The sequence below is a fragment of the Chlorobiota bacterium genome (assembly GCA_016710285.1).
Taxonomy (GTDB): domain Bacteria; phylum Bacteroidota; class Ignavibacteria; order OLB7; family OLB7; genus OLB7.
Genome location: JADJXR010000001.1, coordinates 1,195,661 through 1,217,611, shown reverse-complemented (window position 1 = coordinate 1,217,611; position 21,951 = coordinate 1,195,661). Strand labels below are relative to the sequence as shown.

Below are 21,951 nucleotides of genomic sequence, written 5' to 3'. Positions count from 1 at the left end.
GCTGTTGCCCTTCTGCCCAATGCTGATACTTTCGTGATCGTTTTCCCAATTCCTACCATGAACTACCGCTTCTATCCAAACCGCCCCGATTCTGTCACTGCCGATTTTGCCCGGGCAGAGTATCAAACACTGCTTGCGCAGCTTGCACCGGCGGAATCGGCCGAGCTTCCCGACCAATGGACCCAGCTGTTTCACCAGTGGAATGCGTTGGCTGGCTATGTGGGCGGGGAGTCAAGCCGCATCAACTTCCGGTTTGCCGGGAATATGGCCGACACGGCGTTGAAAGAACGCGAGCGATACTTCCGCGAAGAAGTTGCGCCGGTAGTTACCGAGGGTCGCCACCAGTTTATGCAGGCCTTTCTGGAAAGCCGGCACGCCGATGCCGTTGCCGAACAGCTTGGCGGCCACATGATCCCTGTGCTGCGAAACACCATGGAGCCGCTGGACCCCATCAACACCACGCTGCGGCTGAAGGAAGGCCAGGTCGCCAACCAGTACAGCATGCTGATGGCCGTTGCCGAAGTGGAGTTCAACGGCAAGGCCATGTCGCTGAAGGAGCTTGGCTCGTTTATGGATTCCCCCGACCCCGAGCTTCGCAAACAGGCGTGGCTGGCAATTCGTGGTTGGGTGGGAAACAACCGCCAAACGCTCCGCCAGATTTTTGCCGAGCTTGTTGAACTCCGCCACCAGATGGGGCTGAATTTGGGGCATCCGAACTTTGTCCCGCTTGGTTATTCCGGCATGGGCCGCACCGATTACGGCCCAGCCGAAGCGGCAACGTTTCGCGAAAGTATCCGCACGCATGCCGTGCCGCTTCGCCGCCGGCTTGCTGCCAAACACGCCGCACGAATGGGCGCGGAACGGATGCGCCCGTGGGATGCACCGTACGATCCCGAGCTAACCATTCCCCCGGGATCCGTGCCCGTGGAAACCCAGCTTGAGAGTGCCGAACGGATGTTCGACCGCATCTCCACCCACCTTGCCGACCACCTTCGCCGGATGCGGGCCGAGGGGTTGATTGACCTTGAGCACCGCCACGGCAAGCGCGCCGGCGCGTTCTGCACGTGGTTCAGCGACGAGGGCCGCCCCGCAATTTTCTGCAACTCCACCGGCAACGCCGATGATGTTCGGACCCTTATCCATGAGATGGGCCACGCAATCCAGCATTGGGAAAGCGGATCCATCCAGAACGTGCTGCTCCACTCCCCCACGGCCGATGCGTGCGAGATTCATTCGCTTGGGCTGGAGTTCCTAACCTTGCCGTTTATTGATGAGTTCTTCACCCCGGAAAATGCCCGCCGGTTCCGGCTTGGGCGTTGGCGGAAAGTTGTTGGGGCGATGTGCTACCGGGCGCAGGTAGATGAGTTCCAACATTGGGTGTATGAGAATCCAACGGCGACCCCAGCCGAACGTGAAGATGCCTGGGCACGCATCGGCACGCTGTACGATTCCGACCTTGATTACTCTGGCCTTGAGGAGCATCTGGGAACCTCGTGGTATCAGCTTCCCCACATCTTCCGCTCCCCGTTCTACTACATTGACTACGCCATTGCCGAGACCGCCGCGATGCAGCTTGCGATCATGGCCGAGCAGGACCACGACCGCGCCATGCAGACCTATCTGCAGCTGTGCCGCGTTGGCGGAACAATGGGGCTGCTGGATATCGTCAGCAGTGCGGGATTGCGCTCGCCGTTCGATCCTGAGTTGATGAAGGAGCTGATGGAGTATGCCGCCGCGCAGGTTGGGATGTGATGCCCGAACCGCCAAACGGGGAAGGGGATTCCAATCGGCTGAGAATAGAAAAAGTGAGAATAGAAAAAGGGGCATGATAGAATTCATGCCCCTTTTTGTTTGATGGTTTTTTCGTGCGCGATTACGAGCAGCCGCTGGTTGTCCCGCAATCCTCACAGACGTGGCAGGTCCCGTTTTGGCGGACCCGCATCGAGCCGCAGTTGCCGCATTGTTCGCCGGTGTAGCCTTGTGCTTTTGCGGTCTGCACTTTCTTCTGGCTTTCCCCCATTGGCTTTACTGGCGGCGCGACGGTTGGCGTATCAATCGCCCGAACTTGGCGGGCATAGAGCGATTGCCCGGGCGAGAGCTTGGGGCCGTTCCCATGCCCGTTCCCATTTCCATTGCCGTTCGCTTTTGTTCCGTTGGTTCCGGCTTTTGCTTCGGTGCTTGCGGTCTCATCAATCGCCTTCACGTGGATGAAATCTTCGCGGCCCAGATACTCATATCCCAACGCCCGGAAGACGTAGTCAATGATGGAGGTGGAAGATTTGATTGCCTCGTGCCCAAACACCGGGCCCGACGGCTCGAACCGGGTGAAGGTGAACGTATCCACCATCTTCTCCAGCGGCATTCCGTACTGCAACGCCTTGCTGGCCAGCACCGCGAAGCAATTCAGCAACCCCTTGAAGCTGGCACCTTCTTTGTACATATCAATGAAGATTTCGCCAAGCGTGCCGTCCTCGTACTCCCCGGTTCGGATAAAGACTTTGTGGCCGCCAACGGTTGCTTCGCGCACAAATCCGTGGCGACGTTTCGGAAGCCGCCGGCGGTCGGCACGGTGATAGACCTTCTCCACAATCCGCTCGTGGACCTGCGCCGCGCCAACGTTCTCGTCCCACGTGTTCTCCTCGCCAATCATCTGCGATGGCTCAACTTGCAGATCGCGCAGGGTGACCTCCTCAACAAGGTCGGTGTCGGCGGTGGAGTTCAGCGGTTGCGAGAGCTTGCTGCCGTCGCGGTAGAGCGCGATCGCCTTCAGCATCAGCTTCCACGACTCCATATACACGTGGGCCACTTCATCAATGGTGGCGTGGTTCGGCATATTGATGGTTTTGCTGATTGCGCCGCTGATAAATGGCTGCGCAGCGGCCATCATCTTCACGTGGCCCATGTGTTGGATGTACCGCTGGCCATACTTGCCGCACTTGTTGGCGCAGTCGAACACCGGAAGATGCTCGGCGTTCAGCCCCGGCGCGCCTTCAATGGTCATGGTCCCGCAGATGAACTTGTTGGCATCCTCAATCTGCTGGCTGGTGAATCCAAGCCGCGCAAGGATGTTCAGCGATGGGTCGTCAAGCTCGGCTTGGGCAAAGCCAATTCCACGAAGGAACTCCTCGCCAAGGGTCCATTTGTTGAACGCGAACTTCACGTCGAAAACGCTGTCCAATTGGTTCTCGATTGCCTGGATTTTTTCATCGCTGAACCCGTGTTCTTTCAGGCTTTGCTTGTTGATGTGCGGGCATCCACTTAGCGTGCCGTGGCCTTTGATGTAGCGTTCAATCTCCACAATCTCCGCCTCGGAATACCCCAACGCCCGCAACGCCGCCGGGACCGAGCTGTTGACGATCTTGAAGTATCCCCCACCGGCCAGCTTCTTGAACTTCACCATTGCGAAGTCCGGCTCGATGCCGGTGGTGTCGCAATCCATGATTAAGGCAATGGTGTTATGGCTGATGAATCCATTGGCAACGTAAGTGACGTTCTCAGGAACAGAGATGTCGTAGGTGAGTTGCTCGCCACCATCTTCATTTGCTTCGACCACGTCGTAGTAGTAGTCCAGTGCCTTTGCTACTTCGGTGTTACCAGTTTGCTTGTACACCCGTTCTAAGCTGGTGCGGGTAATGGCTCCGTGGCGTTTCACCGCCAGCATCACCGCGTTCCGCTCTGATGGTTGCGCCAATGCCAGATCAATCACCCCTTGCTCGGCATAGATATAATCATGCCGTGCCGACTGCACAGTCTCCACCACGCGCACAGCATTCCGTTTGCGCGCCCCGATGAAGCCGATCTGTTCTTGGAAAACAGAGTTGTAGGATTGATTGAGCAATCGAACCACGTAGAGTGTGGAACTCCCCCATTGTGATTGGTCTAGTTTTGTTGTTGTTGGAATGCCCAATGCAAGCAGCAACGATTTCACCTGCGTTGAGAACGATTTGCGAACACTGCTCCAGTGGGGAACGCCGTTCGTTACCGTTCCATCGGCCTCGAACAACCCACGCAGGAATGCCCCATAACAGACAGGGTCGTTGGTATAAAGCACGGCGTTGGGGATCCGTGGTGTCCATCCTTTACCCGAGTGGTTAGCCGTTGGTTGAAGTTTGTTGAAACCGCTGGCCTGCCACCAATGGGTAAGCTGCACCGAGTTCACCCCAACCTCAAGGTAGCCTTGCCGTGGGTCCACATAGCACTCAAGGTTGAAGAGTGTGGAAACCAGTTCAATAAGACGATGAGCAACGTCGGTGTCCTCCTTCGTAACGCAGAACCGCAAGCCTTTGCTGTGGAGCGAGCCGTCCCCCATGAAGTACCCCACTAACTCCGCAAGTTCTGGTGTCATCGTTTCGGGAACCGTCATGGTGTGGCTGCAATTCCAATGGAGATCGCTCAGCAGTGGCAGCCGGACCGGTTGCGGTTTCCCCACGGTCGTGTTCATCGAAAGGGGGAGGATATCGCCCGAGGTGATCTCGGAAAATCGTTTCCATTTCCATGCACCGGTGGCCGTGTCCACCACTTTCACGCGGTGCTGCAATGTTCCCGTGATCTCGTATCCGCTGGAGGTTCGGATTGTGCGGGTTGGGGCAATGCCGTTGATGTAGAACTTCGTGGCTTCCTTCTCCCCTTCGTCGGTCAGCACGGTGAAGCTGATATCTTGCCATTGCTGGCCATTGGTGTCGCCCAACGTTTCCAACGGAACAATGCCGCGACTGGTAGTGACAAGCGACCCGCCAACTAAGCACCCGGTCGGCGCAATCACACTGACTTGCGCGTTGCGATAGCCATGCTGTTCCCCTAACGCCAGCGCACGGTCCCACGTCTCCTTTGCTGCGTCGGAAAGGTTGGTTGGGCACAAGGAGTGGTTGATCCCCATCGGCTTGATGGTCAAGCCTTCGTACTCATATTCCGGCGCGTTGTAGGCCGCGCGGCGGTGGTTGCGGATCACCCGCAGCATATCTTTTTCGTTCCGCTTGTAGTTGGGGAATGGCCCAAGCTGCCCTGCCATTTCGGCACTTGCGGCGTAGGCTTCGCCGGTCATAATTGCGGAAAGTGCGCCGGCCCATGCGCGCCCTTCTTCGCTGTCGTAGGGGATTCCGGCGGTCATCAGCACCGTGCCGATGTTCGCGTAGCCAAGCCCAAGCGTCCGGAAATCGTAGCTTTTTTGGGCGATGGTTTTGGAAGGAAACTGCGCCATCAGCACCGAGACTTCCAGCACAATCGTCAGGATGCGGCACGCGTGCTTGTAGCCCTCAACATCGAAGACCCGCGCCTCGGCATCGTAGAATTTGGCAAGGTTGATGCTTGCCAAATTGCACGCCGTGTCATCCAAAAACATGTACTCGCTGCAAGGATTGCTCCCGTTGATCTCCCCATCCTTCGGGCTGGTGTGCCACTCGTTGACGGTGGTGTGGAACTGCAACCCAGGGTCGGCGCAGCTCCATGCCGCGTAGTTGATCTTCTGCCACAGCTGGCGTGCGCCGATTGACCTCACCGTTTTGCCATCGGTGCGGCGGACCAGATCCCAAGTGCCGTCCTGCTCCACAGCGTCCATAAAGCTGTTGGTGACACGGACGGAGTTGTTGGAGTTCTGCCCGCTGACGGTGATGTAGGCTTCCCCTTCGTAGTGGGTGTTGTAGGTCCGGACATCGGCATTGGTGTGGCCCTGGCCAACCAGTGCCAATGCGCGCATAATCTGGCTCATCGGGATACCACGGTTCAGCGCGCGCTGAACAAGGTCGTGAAGCTCGGTTCCGGGTTCGGTGAAATCGCTGCCGTCGCGGGCGGCAACCTGCATGATCTCATTCAGGAACAGGCTGTTCACTTTGGAGCCAGCAACCAAATCGGCCACTTTCTGCTCCTCCTGCATCTTCCAATCAATGAACGTCTCGATGTCTGGGTGATCGGCATTTAGGATCACCATTTTGGCGGCGCGGCGCGTGGTCCCACCGGACTTCACCGCGCCAGCAGCGCGGTCCGCAACTTTCAGGAATGACATCAACCCGCTGGAAACCCCACCGCCAGAAAGCGGCTCCCCTTCGGCACGGATAGCGGAGAAATTAGATCCGGTACCAGAACCGTATTTAAAAATCCGCGCCTCGCGTGTGATTAAATCGAAAATTCCTCCTTCGTTCACAAGGTCGTCGCTGACCGATTGGATGAAGCAATTATGCACCACAACGCCATTCGCAGCAAAACGTGCGCTTTCTGTTTGAATATCAAAAACTTCCTCCTCGCCCAGATATTCAATGGAGGTGACTAATTCTTCCGATAATGAATTTTTTTGTTCGCCAAAAATTGTGGCGTTGAGTGTGCGGAGCTTTTGTTGTTTATCGCTGGAAATAAATCCAATCAGCTGCTCATACTTCATTCGTTCGGAGAAGTACGAGATGCTGATCTGATACACAGGCTTGCGGCCCTCCTGAGCATCGAAACCAACGGAGGCGTTGGAATAAATGCCGACACTGAGGAGCAATATTTGAACCCCGTGTGCTAATTCTTCAGAAATGGTAGATAGAACTACATCGCCTGAATTTTTGCCTTCGTGAATCTGAACGGATCCACTGGCTTGGAATAGCGAACGGAGGAATAACCGCTTTTCTTCCAGTGTGCCCTGGAAGATTTTTTCTGGGATTTTTGCCGTGTACGACGTGGTGTCAAGCTCGTATTCTTGGACGAAATCATCATTGTTGTTGGAGAATGCATCATCGGAAAATTCAATTTCTGCATTCCGAAGAATATGCCGCAATTCAATGGCTGTGGAGTTCAGCGATTGTTCCCCGGCAACTACTGCCAATACCTCATTTTCTTCTTCTTTCTGTTCGGCAATGGGCATGGCAGCTTGTTGAACTTGCCACCCCAATATTTCCCGCAACGGTTTCCAATCGAACGCCCCGCCTTCTTTTGTGGGACGGTCTGCGCTCCAGATCTGATGGTCGTCGGTGAACTCAATAAAATTGCCATTGCGAAGCGTGGCGCGCCAAACGGGCCGAACTCCATTATTTTTCACGGCATAAATCGGGACAAGCCGATTGCCATCGAACACCGTAATATCGGTGCGGTGATTTTCTACGATCTCGCGGATTGTTAAAACCCCAGCGCTGGTAAATAAACGCGTGTTCCCCCGTGCGCACGCGTGGGGCTGGGGGTGGGTGTACGCATCCTTCGATTTTGTCAATTTCCCTGTCACCGGATCAACGTAATAATGCCCCTGCGATGGCCCGGTGATTCCGTAGGCATAATTCAGCCCGGTGTTGAACCATTGCGGCGAGTTCGGCGCGGCCATTTGCGCCAGCAGGATGTAGGCGTTCTCATCATAAAAGGCTTGGGCATCCTCCTCGGTGTCGAAGTAACCGTGGTCCTTCCCCCACTGGGTCCAGCATCCGGCAAGCCGGTGCACCACTTGCTTCGCGCTTCGTTCTCCCCCTGCCACCGGGTTCCCCGATTCGTCGGTTTGTGGGTTCCCCTCGGCATCAAGCTGCGGCACGCCGGCCTTGCGGAAATACTTCTGCGCCATGATGTCGGTGGCAACTTGGGACCACCCCTTCGGGACCTCGATGTCGTGCATTTCAAAGACGACCGAGCCATCGGGGTTGCGGAGAACGGAGGAGCGGAGGGTGTACTCGAACAGGTCGTACACGTTCTGGCCTGCCTGCGTGAAGCGGCGAATGATTTTCATGAAGAAAACTCCTTTGTGCGGAAAGAAATGAAGGTTGTTTGTGGCCCTACAGCCCGCGGCTACCATCGGCAAAAGAGCGTGCAACGTCCGGCGCGATTTGTGGCGATGCTGCCACCAATCGCGCTTCACGTTGTGCGGAAACCGATGGATAGTTTGTTGTAGGAAAGAACTGCTCTCAGCCGTTTGGCTGAGTTCGTGGCACGAATATACACCACCCCAATGCTGGGTTGCCAACGTTTTTTTGCGTGGTGATAACGGCAGTTGAATGAAGGAAGAAACGGGCGGGCGATGCCGGAATCCCGAACCGTTTTTTGGGGGAATTGGCCAAAATTAGGCGTTTACCGAACCACGCCCAGCTTCTGATTCTGCTCCACTCCGTCGCCATGCAGCCGGATCATGTAGTTGCCGGTTGGCCAGTTGCGAACGTCAAGCCGCACGATTCCTGTTGGCGGGACGGCACGCCGCGCCAGCAATTGCCCGTGTGCCGACCAACATTCAATCTGAAGGTCGCTTCGCCCATTCGCCCCGCGGACCGAAACCTCGGCCAACTCCCGCGCCGGGTTTGGCCACGCCCCTTCTAACTGGACCGTTTGGGGAATGATTGCCGGCGCACCAATCGGCGTGCTCGATGCCCCTTTGAAGATTGGCACCTGCGCAAACAGGGTGGGGAAGACGTTCGGCGCAAGCGATTCCGGCGCGGCCCCCAGCCACTGGCACATCAGCGAGGAATAGATCTGGCGGAAGTCGAACTCAAAACGGAGATTGTCGTCGGGGTCCAGGTTCACCAGGTCGGGATCGTGGCCGATGATGCCTGGCTGCACGCCGTTCCCAACCACCAGCACCGGGGCCGCCGCGCCGTGGTCCGTCCCCAGCCCTTGCGACTCCACCCTGCGCCCGAACTCGCTGATCGTCATCAGGCAGACGCGGTCGGCAATCCCGCGCGACTCCAAATCGCGCTGGAACGTGTGGATGCACCGCCCAATTTCTGCAAGCCGTGCGGCGTGGTCGGGAAGTTGGTGGTGGTGGGTGTCGTAGCCCTCCATCGTCACCAGCCAGACGGGGGTGTCCACCCCGGCGGCAATCAGCTTTGCAATGGTCGCAAGCTCGGTTGCCAGTGCTGGCTGGGACGGATACTCCACCGTTGGCTCCGTTGCGGCGGTGTTGGCCTCCATCAACGCCCCGATAAACTGGTGCGACTGCCGCGCAACCAGCCGGACGTACTCAGTCTCCATTGCCGCGTAGCTGGTGGGGTCGGTGCTGTTGCTGGCTGGCGCGGGAAGGTAGCGAAGGTCGTTCAGCGCAAACCCCATCGGACCGTTTTTCCCCATCAATGCTCGCGTCACAAACCGGCCCATTTCAATTGCGAAGGGGTAGGTTGGCAGGTTGTTCAAGGCGTCAGGGAACTGCTCTTCCAGATACCGCCCGTACCATCCGCTGGTCTCGAAGGTCCAAGCGTCCGTTCCCGTCAGCCAGATGTCGGTGGAGCGGAAATGGGAAAGGTCTTGGTTTGGATATCCAACGTTCTGGACCGCCGCCATCTTCCCTTCGGCGTACAACTCATGGAGCAACGCCAGCGATGGATGCAAGCCCAAGCTGGGGTGGTCCGGCAGCAGCAACGCTTCCTCCGGCAGGATTGAAACGTTCCGATCCGTCCCGCGATTGCGCAGGCGGTAGTAGGTTTCGTTGTGGACCGGGACCAGTGTGTTCAGCCCGTCGTTGCCGCCGTACAGCCGCAGTATCACCACCGCTTTGTTGTTTGGTTCGCCGGCGGTTCGCATCAGTCCACGGCGTGGCAACGCGTGGGCAAACGCCCGAACAGCAACGCCCGGCATCAATTGCGCTGCGATGCCAGTAGCAGCAAGCCCTTTCAGAAGTGTGCGGCGGCGCATGGGTGTGTTGGAAGATTGGTTGTTGTAAGAATTTGGATGGGAAGAAATGCCCGATTGCATCGGGGAGATCGCCTTGGCGTTGTTTTGTTGGAAGCTGCCGGCCCGGCAGTTAGCACAAGTGAAACTGCGGCATCTTGAAAACCGCCTCCAACAGCTTGCGGATTCGTTCGTCGGCCCGCTGGGCGGGGTCGTCCAATTTCCACTCGTAGTCTTTCCCTCCATCAAGCAATATCTGGTGCAACGCCTCCCGCTCGGCAGTGGAGATCGGCGCGGCAAGAAAGAGTTGAAGGATGTCGTCGCACAGGGCGTGGGGGTCCTCCGGCTGCGGGAACGTTCTGGCGAACTCCACTGCATCGAACGTGTACAGCCGTGCCAATTGCGAGAGCGGCGGAGAGTGCCGTGCGTTGTTCCGCGCAATCTGCACCGCGAACTCCTCACGCTGCGCCAGTGTTGATGATGTGATCCACGCCCGGCCCTGCGGCCAGCCTTGAACATCGGGAGGGTAGAACGGGAGTTCGCCAATGCCCAGCAGCCGCCGTGCCAAGTTGTTGAATGGCGAGCGTGTGGTGGCATCGAAATCGGGGACGTACCGAAGCCCCATCGTGCGGATCAAACCAAGGTAGAATCCGACGTGCGTTTTGTACGTGGCCCCCCGGTTTTCCGGCAAGTAAAAATGCTGGCTGGAAAACAAGGCACGCAGCACCGGCTCGGCCTGCCAATCGTGCTGTTGCAGCAGCGCGGCCATTGCTTCAATCACCCTAGTATCGGGCTGGCAGCGAACAAACGTGGTGTAGAATTTCTGGCAGATGAACCAAGCCACCTGCTCGGCCCGCTCGGTGAAGATGATGTCAATAACATCATCGGCATTCCACGGTCCCCGTTTCCCCAAAAACAGTTTTTCGCCGGGGTCCAATTGTCGCGAATGAAGATTGAGGAGGTGGAGTGGAAATGGGAGTCGTTGGGATTAACAAGCGTCGTCCATCCGGTTAGCGCGCGGGCTGCTTCGCGGACATCGGTTTCCGTGTAGTTCGGCTGGCCGAACCGGTCCACCCTTCCCATGGTGAACAGCTCCATCAGCTCGCGGGCGTAGTTGGCGTTCAGGCGGTAGCGGTTGTTGGCCGATCCGTCCAGGAAGATCAGCATCCCAACATCTTTCGTCATCGCACGGATCAGGTCCTTCACGCTTCCCAACGCGCCGTTCCGCAGCGTCATGTTTTGGACGAACATAAATTCGGCGAACTCCACTTTCCCCATTTGCGAGGGGATGTGGGTGTGCCAAAAAAGTGTCATCCGTTCTTGCAGGGAAGTTGGCGAAGTTCCAATCACATGCAGCCACCACATGGCCAGGCGGTCGCGGTATTCCAGTTTTTTCCATAGCCAGACGTTATAGTCGGGACCTTCGGGGGGCGGTGCTGTGTTCGGCTCTTTGCCGGCAAAATCGCTGATGTCGCTGGTGGGTGGTGGGGTGCGGCGCATCAGCCGGTCCAACGTTGCGGAAAGCCCTTCGCTAACGGCGCGGCGCACCTCCCACTCGGCCACGCCAATGATGCAACGGCGCAGAAGATGGGCCGCGCTGGCGTAATCCCACGGGGTGGCTGCGGTTGGAGAAAACGGGGCAAGCGGATCCCCCCCAGCCGCGGCAGAAACCGAGCCGGGAAGTGATCCAGCCGATGGAGTATTCAATGCCGGGGCGAAGGGGAGCGGAGCACCAGAGCGAAGAAATGAACGCCGGTTCATGGGTGGCCTGCGTGGGAAAGGATGTGAGAAAGGATTTGGAGTTGGCAAGTGTGCAGAATCGGGCCGCCAACTCCTTAAAGACAATGATAGTAGTAAAAGTTCTCACCCCCCCCAAAAAAAAATCCAACACAGCAATGGTGTTGGATTCCATGTCTTGCTTCCTCCTTCTCCGTTAGTTGCTAGTGCGGTGTTTGAGCAGGGAGTCACCGAAAGGGGATTGGGGGGGGGAGGTCGAGTAGGAACGGGCGGCTTCGGCCTGCCGCTGCCTTGCGCCCCCCTGCTTCGCCGCAAGCGGCTACGCGTCCCCCCAATGCTGGGGGGAAATGGGTTTGGTTGTTGATCTCTTTCTCTCCGAATCTCACACCACTTCTGCCAGCCCCTCCCCCAGAATTGGGGGAGGCGGGGAGGGGGCGAGTGAGGTGGCGGAATTAGTAGGCCTGGCCGTGTGCGGTATCACCAACCCTCCCGCAAGTTTTCCGCAAACGCTCGTGAAACAGTCCCTCTCCTTGGAGGGGTGCCCGACAGGGCGGGGTGGGTTCGGGGGAATCACCAAACAGGCAGGGTTTCGCGTTCACCCCGGAAGGCTCTGATCCTGAGATTCGGGAGTGGGCGCAGTTTTGGATGTCTCCCCAACCCACCCCCCCGCCCCCTCCCAAGAGGGGGAGCAACGCACGAGGCCAGCGCAGGAAGGCCGAAGATAACGCCGAAGGCTAAAGACCTTTTATCAATCCCGACGGAGGTCGGGACGGCTACCTCGACGGAGGTCGGCGCGGCACTCCATCGGAAATCTAAAACGGCGATGATATCCCCAGCACGGCTCCGAACTTGCCGCTTCCCAGCGGGCCAACGCCCCAGCGGGCATCCAGCCGAAGGAAGATGACGTTGCTGATGAACGTCGGAATCTTCCCCACCCCAACACCAAGCTCGGTGTACCACTGGTCGCCGGTGGGGCGGTATCCCGCGTTGCTCCGCTGCCGGAATCGCCCGGCGGCCCCGGTCGCCACCAGCTCAAGGCCGCGCCCTTCGTAGGTGGGTAGGCCAAGCCATCGCCAAACAATATCGCCGAAATCATGCTCGGCATATGCCTCCAGATATTCCGTCCCGCCGAACTCACCAACCGGGGCGGAGTAGAAGCCGCGTGGAGTTCCAACAATGCTGCTGGATGTTGGCATCCTGAACTGATATTGCGTTGGGAGCGCGTCGCTTCCGAAACCGGCATAGATGCCCACCCGCAAGAACATCGGGATGTAACCGGTGGGGATTGTCGCCAGCGATAATCGCGCCCCGGCTTCAACTCCGGTGAAGTCTTTTCCGCTTCGCAACTCCCTTCCCGCAAACCCGCTGATGCGCGCATCCAGCTGCGACGACGGCGATGAACTGATGCTGATCACCGGATCGGGATTCCCCCAAGCAAGCGACCCCCGCAGCAGCCGATACCGCCCTTCGGCGATTGCTGGATTTGGGCGGAACGGACGCTCGATAAAGATGGATTGATCGGTGGTGTTCGCCAGCGAATAGTGCTGGCTGATTCCGAACTCACCACGCGCCGTTAGCCCCAGCCCTTCGGCCACCGCGCTAACGGCCCAGCCGTCGCGGCGCAGGTAGTCGTCGTAATCGCGGTGGAGCAGCGCGGCGGTGATGGTGTTGATCAGGCGACCATATCCGCGATCGTTCGTGGTGGTGGCCACCTCGCTGAAAACCCGCCCCCCGACCGTCAGCAATCCATCAAACAACCCCGCTTCCAACTCCAACTTCCCGAACGGCTTTTTTTGTTTGAAGCTGAAGGCCGCTTCGGCTTCGGCACTGAAGGGGCCAAGCCGCGCCGAAACGTCCAACCGTGGCATGATGCTGGCAACGCGGTTGAAGTCAAAAAATGGAGCAACCTCCCAACTGAATGCCGCTTTCTTAAGATCCGTGGTGGTCAGTGCCACAAGGCTATCGGTGCGGCGGTAAATCGCCCGCTCTTTTGCCGAAAGCTCGCTCAGCGCGTTGTTCTCCCAGAACTCACTCCGTGCCGAATCGGCATCTGGTGCGGCGGTGATGATCCGTTGTTCGGCAAAAACGGAGTCGGGGATTGGCTCGTTCAACGCGGCTTGGCTGAAGACGCTGGTGATGCTGAAGTTGGGGCGCAGGCTGGCAATGCCTTGCACGATATCCACCTGCATCGCCCCCGACACGGCAAGGTAGGTGGGCTGCCAAACATCGTCGCTGAACCGCTCGAATTTCTGAACAAGCCGCAGGTCCTTCACGAAGGTTATCGCGGTGGATTTCGATGGCGAAAGATCAACCTCCAACAAGTCGAACGTCCCCTCAAGAATTTTGATGGTGCCGGTAAACGTCGGAAGCGTCCGGCTGCGCGGCGTCACGGCAATCACGTAAACCCCTGCATCGCCGAAGGTGCTTTTCCCTGTCACCTCAAAGTTGTAGCGGTCCAAGGTGGATTCGTTCATCGGGGTGGGGACCCGGGCGTTCAGCAGCGGAAGCTCGTCGTCGTGAAAGCTGAAGAAATTGCCAAGTGCCAGAAGGTTTTCGCTGGAAGGGATGTTGGCGGTTTGGCGGCGTTGAATCACCGTCAGTCGCGGCCCGTGTTCGTGGTGGAACCATGAGCGGCTGAAGGTTTCCATGGCGATTCCGCGGTCCTGGTCCCGTAACTGGCCAAAGGCGTTCCCTTCAATATCCACCACCAATTTGGAGTAGATCAATCCTTGAAAGGTCCGCAGGCTGTCGCGGTAGCGGTTCCGGCGGGCAATGGCGCGGCGGACGATTTGTTCGGCAGAGAGGTCGGCCCGAACAACAACTTCGCGCCCCCGCACGGCGGTGCTGTGCAGCTTGATGGTGATGCTGCGGTCGGCAGTGGTGACGGTTTGGGTTAGCGTCTGGTAGCCAACGGAGCTGATGCGGAGTTCGTGCTGCCCGGCCGCAATCGGCAAGCGAAATGTTCCGTCGCCAAAGCTGTAGGTCCCTTTCTTCCGGTTTGCCGTGGTGACCACCGAGGCTCCAGAAATTGGCTGGCCTGTTTCGGCATCCACCACCCGCCCGGTAAGCACCACTGGTTGTTGTGCTTGGAGCGGAGATAGGATCAGCAATCCAAAAAGAATCAGGAGGAATGGGCGCATGATTTCGGCGTTGATTGTTGGAGGATAGAGAGTGTGTGTTGGCGGGAACCAATGGCAAGAAGCTGCCGCCGTTTCGGTGGCTCCGATTTTTGGGGGATCCGTTGGAGCTTCTGGCACAGATTCCCCCAGCAATGTGCCACTTCCCTTGCGGAAAGTCGCAACGGAGCACTGTGCCGGGGGGCATAAAGCATCTGTGCCCTTCGGAAGCATTCTTCCGAAGGGCACAGATGTTTCAGTTCGGTTGTCCCGAAAATTATTCTTTAGCTATTGCTGCTCCAATCCGCCCAGCCTCCTTTGTAGACCATGACGTTGGTGTAGCCTTGCTCGGCGGCTTTCTTCGCGGCTTTGCCGGCGGCTGGGCAGCGGAGGCCGCCACAGTAGAAGACCAGCGCGGCGTTCTTATCGGCCGGAAGTTGTAGCGAGGCAAAGCTGACCGCGCCGTCAATGTGGCCGGCGGCGTAGCTGTCGGCATCGCGGGCATCAACAATCATTGCGCCGTTGTTCTTCAGCAATGTGGCCACGTCGTCCTTCGTGATCTCCTTGATTTGGCCAATGGAGGGCTGCTGCTGATCCATTTTTTTCTTGGTGCAGCAGGATGATTTCTCGCCTTTGGAGCAAGATTTTTCGCCTTGCTGAGCGTGCACGCTTTGTGCGCCAACGAACATCGCTGCCGCAGTTGCCATCATTATCAGTCGTTTAAGCATTGGAGGGTTCTCCAGATTTAGGTTAAGGTTATGAATGAGTTGTTCGTTGAACGGATAGCCGCCGGTTGGTATTGTGCGGTTGCTGCAGGAATTACAATTCAACCGCTGTGTGAAGGGCGATTTCTTCCAAAACGCCGCTGACTTTCAAGCACTCCACCATTTCCCCTTCATAGACGCACGCCAAGCCGCGGGTGTGGACTTCGTGGGCGTAGTCTTCGGCTTGAGCCGATGAGCAGCGAACCGCTTTGATCAGCTGCGTGATCACTTCGTCGAAGGTGTGGATATGATCGTTGTACAAAAGCACTTTGGCGGGAAGCATCACTTCCACGTCGTCCATCAGCAAGGTTTCGGTGTCGGGCGATTCCAACCCGCTGGCGATTCCACCGCTGGCAATTCCAATCGGAATGCCAATCGGGATCACAAAACTGTTCCCCATCAACGTGCGGCGCATGGTCTGGATAATGCCGCGCGATACTGTTTTCATTCTGCCAAACATTGCGCTGTTCTGTGTTGTGTGTTGCCTGTTGCTACCGGGCAAAAGTATGGATTAGGTTCTAATCCGCTTACTTGCTGAACGCATAAATCACACCGTTTACGTCGTCGGTGACGTAGAACGTATTTCCGTCGTTGGAAATTGCAATCCCCACGGGGCGCGCCCATATTGCGCCGTCAGCTTCGCGGAATCCGGTGACGATGTCGGATTGCACCGCTCCGGTTCCGTCGTTGTTGGCACGCAGGCGCATCACTTTGCACCCCTCGGTTGTGCCAGAAATCTTCCGCTCGCCGTAGCTGGTCATCAGCACCGCGTTACGCCAGTCGGAACCGAATGCTGTGCCGGTGTAGAAGGCCATGTCGGTGATTTCCAGATGCGCTTGGAACTCGGCAACCGGCGTTGTTAATCCGCTTGTTGGCGGTTTATCCTCGGTGCGGTCCGGGTCAACAAGGTTTTGGGAGTAGAGTTTTGGCCATCCATAATGTTTGTTCGGCTTCAGGATGTTCAGCTCCTCCGGCGGGCTATCAAGCGACATGTAGTCGGTTCCGTTATCAATCGCCCACATCTCCCCGGTTTCGGGATGAACGGCCATTGCAATGGTGTTCCGCACCCCACGAATTGCCGTGACGGGCAGGTCCCCTTTCTTATCGTTCATCCGCAGCACCACCGCGCTCGACAGGTCATCCTCCGGCGTGTTGTTTGTGGTGGAGGTGACGGAGATATAGATCTTTCTGTCGGCCGGCATCCAGCGGATGGTTCGGGTGTAATTATAGCCTCCATCGGTGATCCTATCGGTCAGCATGGTTGCGGTTCCGGTAACTGTGGTTGGGGTCGAGAAGTCGAACCGGAAGACGCGGTTTTCGTCGCAATAGTAGAGCACTCCTTCGTGCAAGTCAAGGCCAAAGGGGGAGCTTAATCCGTCGGCGATAGTGGTTTTTGTGCCGTCGGGGCCAAGCGCCATTACCCTGCCGTTTTCCATGTCGCTGAAGAAGATCGTTCCGTCGTTCCGCAGCACGATGTCGTTGGGGTGGCCAAGATCGTAAGCGTGCACCCGCGCCTTGAAGCCTGGCGGAACCATCAGGGTACGGGGCTTATCGAACGGCGGGGCGGTCAGCCCAGAAGGGACCTCTATCGTGGCCTCGCGCAATCCAAGCATCTCCACCGGGGCCAATTTCACAACACCGTTGATGCTGTCTTGGGGGTTCTGCAGCGTTGTGCGTGCCGTGCCGCCAGCAAGGGTATCGCGGCGGATTGCCGGGGTGCTTTCGTTTTGGTAAAGGAACTGCGCGGCACCGCCGCAGCCTTCCATCAGCCCAACAATCGCGATGCAGGCCAGTGCAAGGGTAGGGAATCGGAAACGTGTGTGTACGGTCATGGTCAGAAGAACGCCAAGTTGAAATCCGGTAGTTGAGTTCCACCACAGGAAGGGAATTGCGCCATCCCCAAAGGAGAATGGCCAGCAGAAGTAGGGGGCGCAATCTAAACGATTCTGGCGGGTTGGCAAAAGGGGGTGGGGGGATTCTACCCCGAACTTGCTGCCGATGCTACCGAGCGTCAAATCAGGGAGGACTTGGCCATCTTAAAAACTCTCAACCTTATTGACAGCAAAGGCCATGGCCGTGGTGCCCGATGGATACTTCTGGGGCGTACGGGCTAACGACAAAATCCCGTTTTTGGGGAGAAAAACCCATCTGGCTTATTCTGGCTTATTCTGGCTTATTCTTGGCTTATTCTGGCTTATTCCCTCTGCTGCTGGTTTGGAGTATGCAGCCAAATCAGCAGCAGAGGGGGGGGCGGATGCTCCGTTACTGGACGCGCACCTGATCGAACGTTCCGCCAACGTACAAGCGGTCGCTGACGACGCAGAAGGTTTTTACCCCTTGCTCTTCGGATAGCTCGGGTGATCTACTCTGAACCCCTCCCCCTGCCAATGGCTCCCAAGTGTTCCCCGATTCTGATAGCACCGCAATGTTGTTGACGGTGCGCTCGCCAAGTTTTTGGAAATGCCCACCCAGATACAGTCGCCCCTGGAATGAGGCCAAAGCATACCCCACGTTGCCGTAATCCATCCCGTGCGAGTACACCGGCCCGACTAACTCCCACGTGCTTCCATTCCATCGGGCGCAGATACCGTAGCCATTGTAGCCACTGGGGTAGAACATCCCGGTGATGTACAACGTCCCGTTGTGCCGGACGATGTCGCGCACGGTTCCGGGAATTCCTTCGCCAATTGCTTCCCAGCTGTTGCCATTCCAACGAGCAATGTTGTTTGCGATTATCCCACCAATCTGATAGAAGGAACCACCAACAATCACTCCATTGCCATCCTCCTCGATTGCATACACTGTGGTTCCGGTTGGGGGCGCACTAAAACCAGTTTCCATGCTGGTGAGCTGCTGGTTGATAAGGTCGTAGCGGAGCATTGCGCCGGAATTCTCCATGGTTCCCGGCGAAGCAAAGTCTCCACCGATGAAAAGATTGTCCCCCTGCCGTGTGATGGCATAGACGTTGCCGGCAATCGGGAACTCCGGGTTGAACTGGCTCCAATAACGCTCGCTGTCGTCAAACCGCCCGGCTCCGGTAACGGTGTCGTTCTCTGGATACTCAAGGTCCATCATCCCGCCGGCGTAGTAGTATGGAAGGTTCAGGTTGGTGAATTCCGCAGTGTAGAAATCGGCCTTGCTTTGGTTGCGCCCTTCTTGCTCAAGCGGACGGAATCCGCCACGCAATGAAAGAAGCACCAAGCCGTTAACTGGCGTGCCATCGGTATTCGTATTGTCGGAAAATATCCCGAAATCCCCGGCAATCAGCAGGTCGTTTGGGTTAACCGGCGACTGGCGAATGCAGCGGACGGCACCATAATACCCTTCGAGACTAAAGTCAAATGCTTGCACCTGTGGGTCCTTCCATGCCCCATCCCACACAGCAATATTCCGAACTTCGAAGGCATCGGTCCCTTCCGGTGCGCTTGGTGTGGCAGCGCAGCCCCCAGCGTGTACTGCCGCCCAGGCAAGCAGCAATAGATAGATCAAGTGGTGCAGCCCCCAGCTGCTGCGGTGCGTGCGTAGTATCATTGTCGGCTTCATGGTTCTCCTACCTTGTTTGAATGGTTGTTGGTGAGCAATGCCAAACCGCATTGCACTCCATCCAAAGTAACCGAGCGATCTTACGAAACGGGGGTGGGAGTCTTACACAGCAGAGAGGGGGTTGAAAAGCGAGTTCTTCCGGCCTTCCTACTCCCCAAACAACTCCATCTGTCCCGCCGATGCTGGGCGGCGGAAGTTGGCGGTGGTGATCGGGAAATCGCGCTGGTTCAGCCCGTAGCGGGCGGCGTGCGTTTTGAAAAGCTGGGCAATCATTTCCGCACGCGCCCCGGTTCCGCGCATCCGCGTTCCGAACTCCGTCAGGTTCAGTTTGCCGCCGCGCATTTCCTCAAGGGCATGGCGCACTTTCAGGGCGCGCGCCGGTTCTTCGCGCTGCAACCAGTCCAGAAAAATTGGGGCAACGGCAAGGGGAAGCCGCAGCAGCGTGCGCCCAGCAACGCTTGCCCCGGCTTCGGCGGCGGCCTTCAGGATTGCCGGGATTTCCTCATCATTTAACCCTGGAATCACCGGCGCAACCATCACCCCGGTTGGCACTCCTGCATCGGTCAGCCGGCGGATTGCTTCCAAGCGCATCCCCGGCGTCGAGGTCTGCGGCTCAAGGCGGCGGGCAAGGTCGCGGTCCAATGTGGTGATGGAAAGGAACACCGCCGCGCAGCCATGCCGCGCAAGCTCCGCCAACAGGTCGGCATCGCGCGCCAACCAGCGCGTTTTTCGTGATGAGCACCACCGGATTGCGGAACTCCAGCATCAACGCCAGCACCCCCCGCGTCAGCCGGAACTTCCGCTCGGCAGGCTGGTACGGGTCGGTGACGCCACTCATGGAAATCGGCGTTGGCTTCCATGATTTCTTCATCATCTCCTGCCGCGCCAACGCCACCACGTCCCGCTTCACCATAATCTTCGTCTCGAAATCCAACCCGGCATTGAACCCAAGATATTCGTGGGTGGGGCGTGCGTAGCAGTAGCTGCACCCGTGGCTGCATCCGCGATAGGGATTGATGGAGTGGGTGAAAGGGATGTCGGGGCTGTTGTTGGTGGAAAAGGCGGTGCGGGAAGCGTCGTCCAGAAACTCGGTTCCCGGATCCGGTTCCTCGCCAAAACTCTCCCAGCCGTCATCGAACCGCGCACTGCTTCCGCGCAGGAATCGGTTGCCGGTGTCAAGTGTGGTTCCTCGTCTAATCATTGTGGTGTTCGGATAATCACCCAAAGTTACTGCGCCGACCCCACGGAACGCAACGGAAAAGTGGGAAGAAATTTGTGTGTTCCGCTCCCCACAGTGTGCAGACTCCATCAGCGATCGCGGCTCACTTCCTATATTCGCTGGCCAAAGAAACCGAAGCAACGACCGATACCGTTTGGCCAAGTGAACGCGCTGATCCTTCATCCCGACATCCATAACCGCCGCCAGCGGATTGCCGCCCACCGCCATGAGCTTGCCACGCTGTTTGCCGAGCGATTGAAGCTGAATTTTGAGATACTCCCACAGCTGCGCCAAACCGTTGCCGAGTTGTTTGGCGACTTGGAACGGAAGATTCAGGAACGGACGCTGGAGATGAGCGAACGCCGCCGGATGGTGGAGCTTTTCTCGATTAAGCTGGACCGTGGCCAGCGAATAGATGCGCGGATGGTGGAGCTGGTGATGAAAGCGGTCCACAACGAGTTCGGGCGGGTTCGCCGCCGAATGCGGCAGGAGCTGGATAGCGAGGCGATCCGCGACGGCGGGTTCCGGATACACCGGCGGCGTGCCGAACACACTTCCGACAGCCCGCGCCAAGCCGAGCGCGAGGTTCAGACGCTCTATCGCCAGCTTGCGAAACGGCTTCATCCCGATGTGAACCGGGCCGCCGACGAGCTTGCCGACAAATATTGGGAGGTGGTTCAGCAAGGGTATCACCGCGGGGACCTTGCCATACTTCGGACCGTGGCCAACGTGTTGGAAGCGGCCAACAGCATCCACGCAACGCCGATGGAGTTTGCCGACAGCTTGGCCGCCGAGGAGCGCCAGCTTCTTGCCGCGCTGAAATCGGAACGCCGTGTGGTGGCTGCGCTGAAATCGCAAGAACCATACTCCATCCGCGAAGGATTATCGGACCCGCAATGGATTGCCGCACGCCAGGAACAGATGGGCCAGGAGCTGGCCAGCATCGAGGAAGAGATCGCAAAGTGCGACCGGTTTCTAACGCCGGTTCTCTCCGCCGTCCACTACGTCAATTCCCCGGAAGCCGTGCAAACCATCTGGTCCAACTTTGTGGAAACGATGTACGTGAACAACCGGTAGCGGCCCCTGATTGAGTGAGTATTGATTGATTATTTCCGGTTCCTAATTCTTCATTTTCCCGCATCAACACATTCCCGATGTCTGCCTCCCAATCATTCAGCCATGGCCCTGGGCTTCCGCTTTCGGTTTGCATCGTTGCCCACAACGAGCAGGAGAATATCGTCCGGACGCTTCGTTCGGTGGTGGGGTGGGCGGCGCAAGTGGTGGTGCTGGATTGCGAAAGCAGCGACACCACAGCGGCACTGGCCGAAGCAAACGGAGCCGAGGTTCATCACGGTCCAAATCTTATCCCAGAAATCAGCAAGAACAACAGTTTCCTGTTTGCCCGCGAGGAGTGGATACTTCTGCTTGATGCCGACGAGGTGATCCCCGATCCATTGAAGCGTGAGATTGAGCAGGCAATTGCGCGCAACCCCATCGAAAATGGCTTCCGCATGCCACGCCGCAATTTCTACTTTGGCACGCCGCTGATGCACGGGGGGAATTATCCAGATCGGCAGCTGCGATTGTTCCGGAGTGGGCGCGGGAAATTCCCGGGAAAAGGGTATCACGAGACCCTGATGATTGATGGATCCGTGGGGTTGCTGAACGAGCCATTTGACCATTTCACCTATCCCACATTTGCCGTCTGGTTCCATAAATTCGAATGGTACACCCGCTACGAGGCCAGCGTATATCAGCAGAAGGGGATACCAATCACCAGCCGCACAATCTGGAAATACATGATCCTGACACCGCTGCGCCGTTGGTTAAAGCGGTTATTCCTGAAGCAAGGCATTCGCGATGGAGTTCCGGGTGTGCTGGCCGCAACGTTCGACCTGATGACAAAAGTGGTGGGATTCGGGCGATACTGGGAAATGGAAAAGAATAAAAAACAATAGCGTTCGGACGCGCTTGTTGCGTAGATACGGAACGATTTGCGCCCGCTATGTGGTGGCATAGCGGGCGCGCT

12 protein-coding genes and 1 pseudogene are annotated in these 21,951 nt (G+C 57.6%); 3 read left to right on the top strand and 10 right to left on the bottom strand.

Features of this window, described 5'->3' with window-relative positions:
- Positions 1-57: 57 nt before the first annotated feature.
- Positions 58-1,752 carry a M3 family oligoendopeptidase gene (locus IPM61_04285; protein MBK8910527.1) on the top strand — a complete coding sequence of 565 codons (1,695 nt, stop codon included), beginning with the start codon at positions 58-60 and terminating at the stop codon, positions 1,750-1,752.
- A 121-nt stretch (positions 1,753-1,873) separates the two neighbouring features.
- Here the strand turns inward: IPM61_04285 and IPM61_04280 are convergent, their stop codons facing one another.
- The 10 genes and pseudogenes from IPM61_04280 to IPM61_04235 form a co-directional block, all read right to left on the bottom strand.
- Positions 1,874-7,678, bottom strand: coding sequence for an adenosylcobalamin-dependent ribonucleoside-diphosphate reductase (locus tag IPM61_04280; GenBank protein ID MBK8910526.1), 5,805 nt, complete (start codon positions 7,676-7,678; stop codon positions 1,874-1,876).
- Between the two features lie 338 nt (positions 7,679-8,016).
- A complete protein-coding gene (locus tag IPM61_04275; GenBank protein MBK8910525.1) occupies positions 8,017-9,567 on the bottom strand; it encodes a DUF1501 domain-containing protein in 1,551 nt (516 codons plus the stop codon).
- Between the two features lie 109 nt (positions 9,568-9,676).
- A complete protein-coding gene (locus tag IPM61_04270; protein ID MBK8910524.1) occupies positions 9,677-10,387 on the bottom strand; it encodes a DUF1800 family protein in 711 nt (236 codons plus the stop codon).
- A complete protein-coding gene (locus IPM61_04265; protein MBK8910523.1) occupies positions 10,321-11,304 on the bottom strand; it encodes a DUF1800 family protein in 984 nt (327 codons plus the stop codon). The genes IPM61_04270 and IPM61_04265 overlap by 67 nt, the downstream gene beginning before the upstream one ends.
- A 788-nt stretch (positions 11,305-12,092) precedes the next feature.
- Entirely contained in the window at positions 12,093-14,420 is a 2,328-nt protein-coding gene (locus IPM61_04260; GenBank protein MBK8910522.1) for a carboxypeptidase-like regulatory domain-containing protein, read from the bottom strand.
- A gap of 260 nt (positions 14,421-14,680) precedes the next feature.
- A complete protein-coding gene (locus IPM61_04255) occupies positions 14,681-15,124 on the bottom strand; it encodes a rhodanese-like domain-containing protein (GenBank protein ID MBK8910521.1) in 444 nt (147 codons plus the stop codon).
- Between the two features lie 91 nt (positions 15,125-15,215).
- Positions 15,216-15,560 carry an ATP-dependent Clp protease adaptor ClpS gene (locus IPM61_04250; GenBank protein MBK8910520.1) on the bottom strand — a complete coding sequence of 115 codons (345 nt, stop codon included), beginning with the start codon at positions 15,558-15,560 and terminating at the stop codon, positions 15,216-15,218.
- Positions 15,561-15,687: 127 nt separating this feature from the next.
- Positions 15,688-16,992, bottom strand: coding sequence for a PQQ-dependent sugar dehydrogenase (locus tag IPM61_04245; protein MBK8910519.1), 1,305 nt, complete (start codon positions 16,990-16,992; stop codon positions 15,688-15,690).
- A 430-nt stretch (positions 16,993-17,422) separates the two neighbouring features.
- Complete coding sequence (locus tag IPM61_04240; GenBank protein ID MBK8910518.1) at positions 17,423-18,691, bottom strand: hypothetical protein; 1,269 nt, start codon at positions 18,689-18,691, stop codon at positions 17,423-17,425.
- A 159-nt stretch (positions 18,692-18,850) separates the two neighbouring features.
- Positions 18,851-19,904, bottom strand: a pseudogene (locus tag IPM61_04235) (PA0069 family radical SAM protein).
- Between the two features lie 180 nt (positions 19,905-20,084).
- Between IPM61_04235 and IPM61_04230 the strand changes: the two are divergent.
- The gene (locus IPM61_04230) at positions 20,085-20,999 is read left to right on the top strand and encodes a J domain-containing protein (GenBank protein MBK8910517.1); all 915 of its coding nucleotides are present in this window, start codon (positions 20,085-20,087) and stop codon (positions 20,997-20,999) included.
- 77 nt (positions 21,000-21,076) lie between these two features.
- Positions 21,077-21,880 carry a glycosyltransferase family 2 protein gene (locus tag IPM61_04225; GenBank protein ID MBK8910516.1) on the top strand — a complete coding sequence of 268 codons (804 nt, stop codon included), beginning with the start codon at positions 21,077-21,079 and terminating at the stop codon, positions 21,878-21,880.
- Positions 21,881-21,951 lie beyond the last annotated feature (71 nt).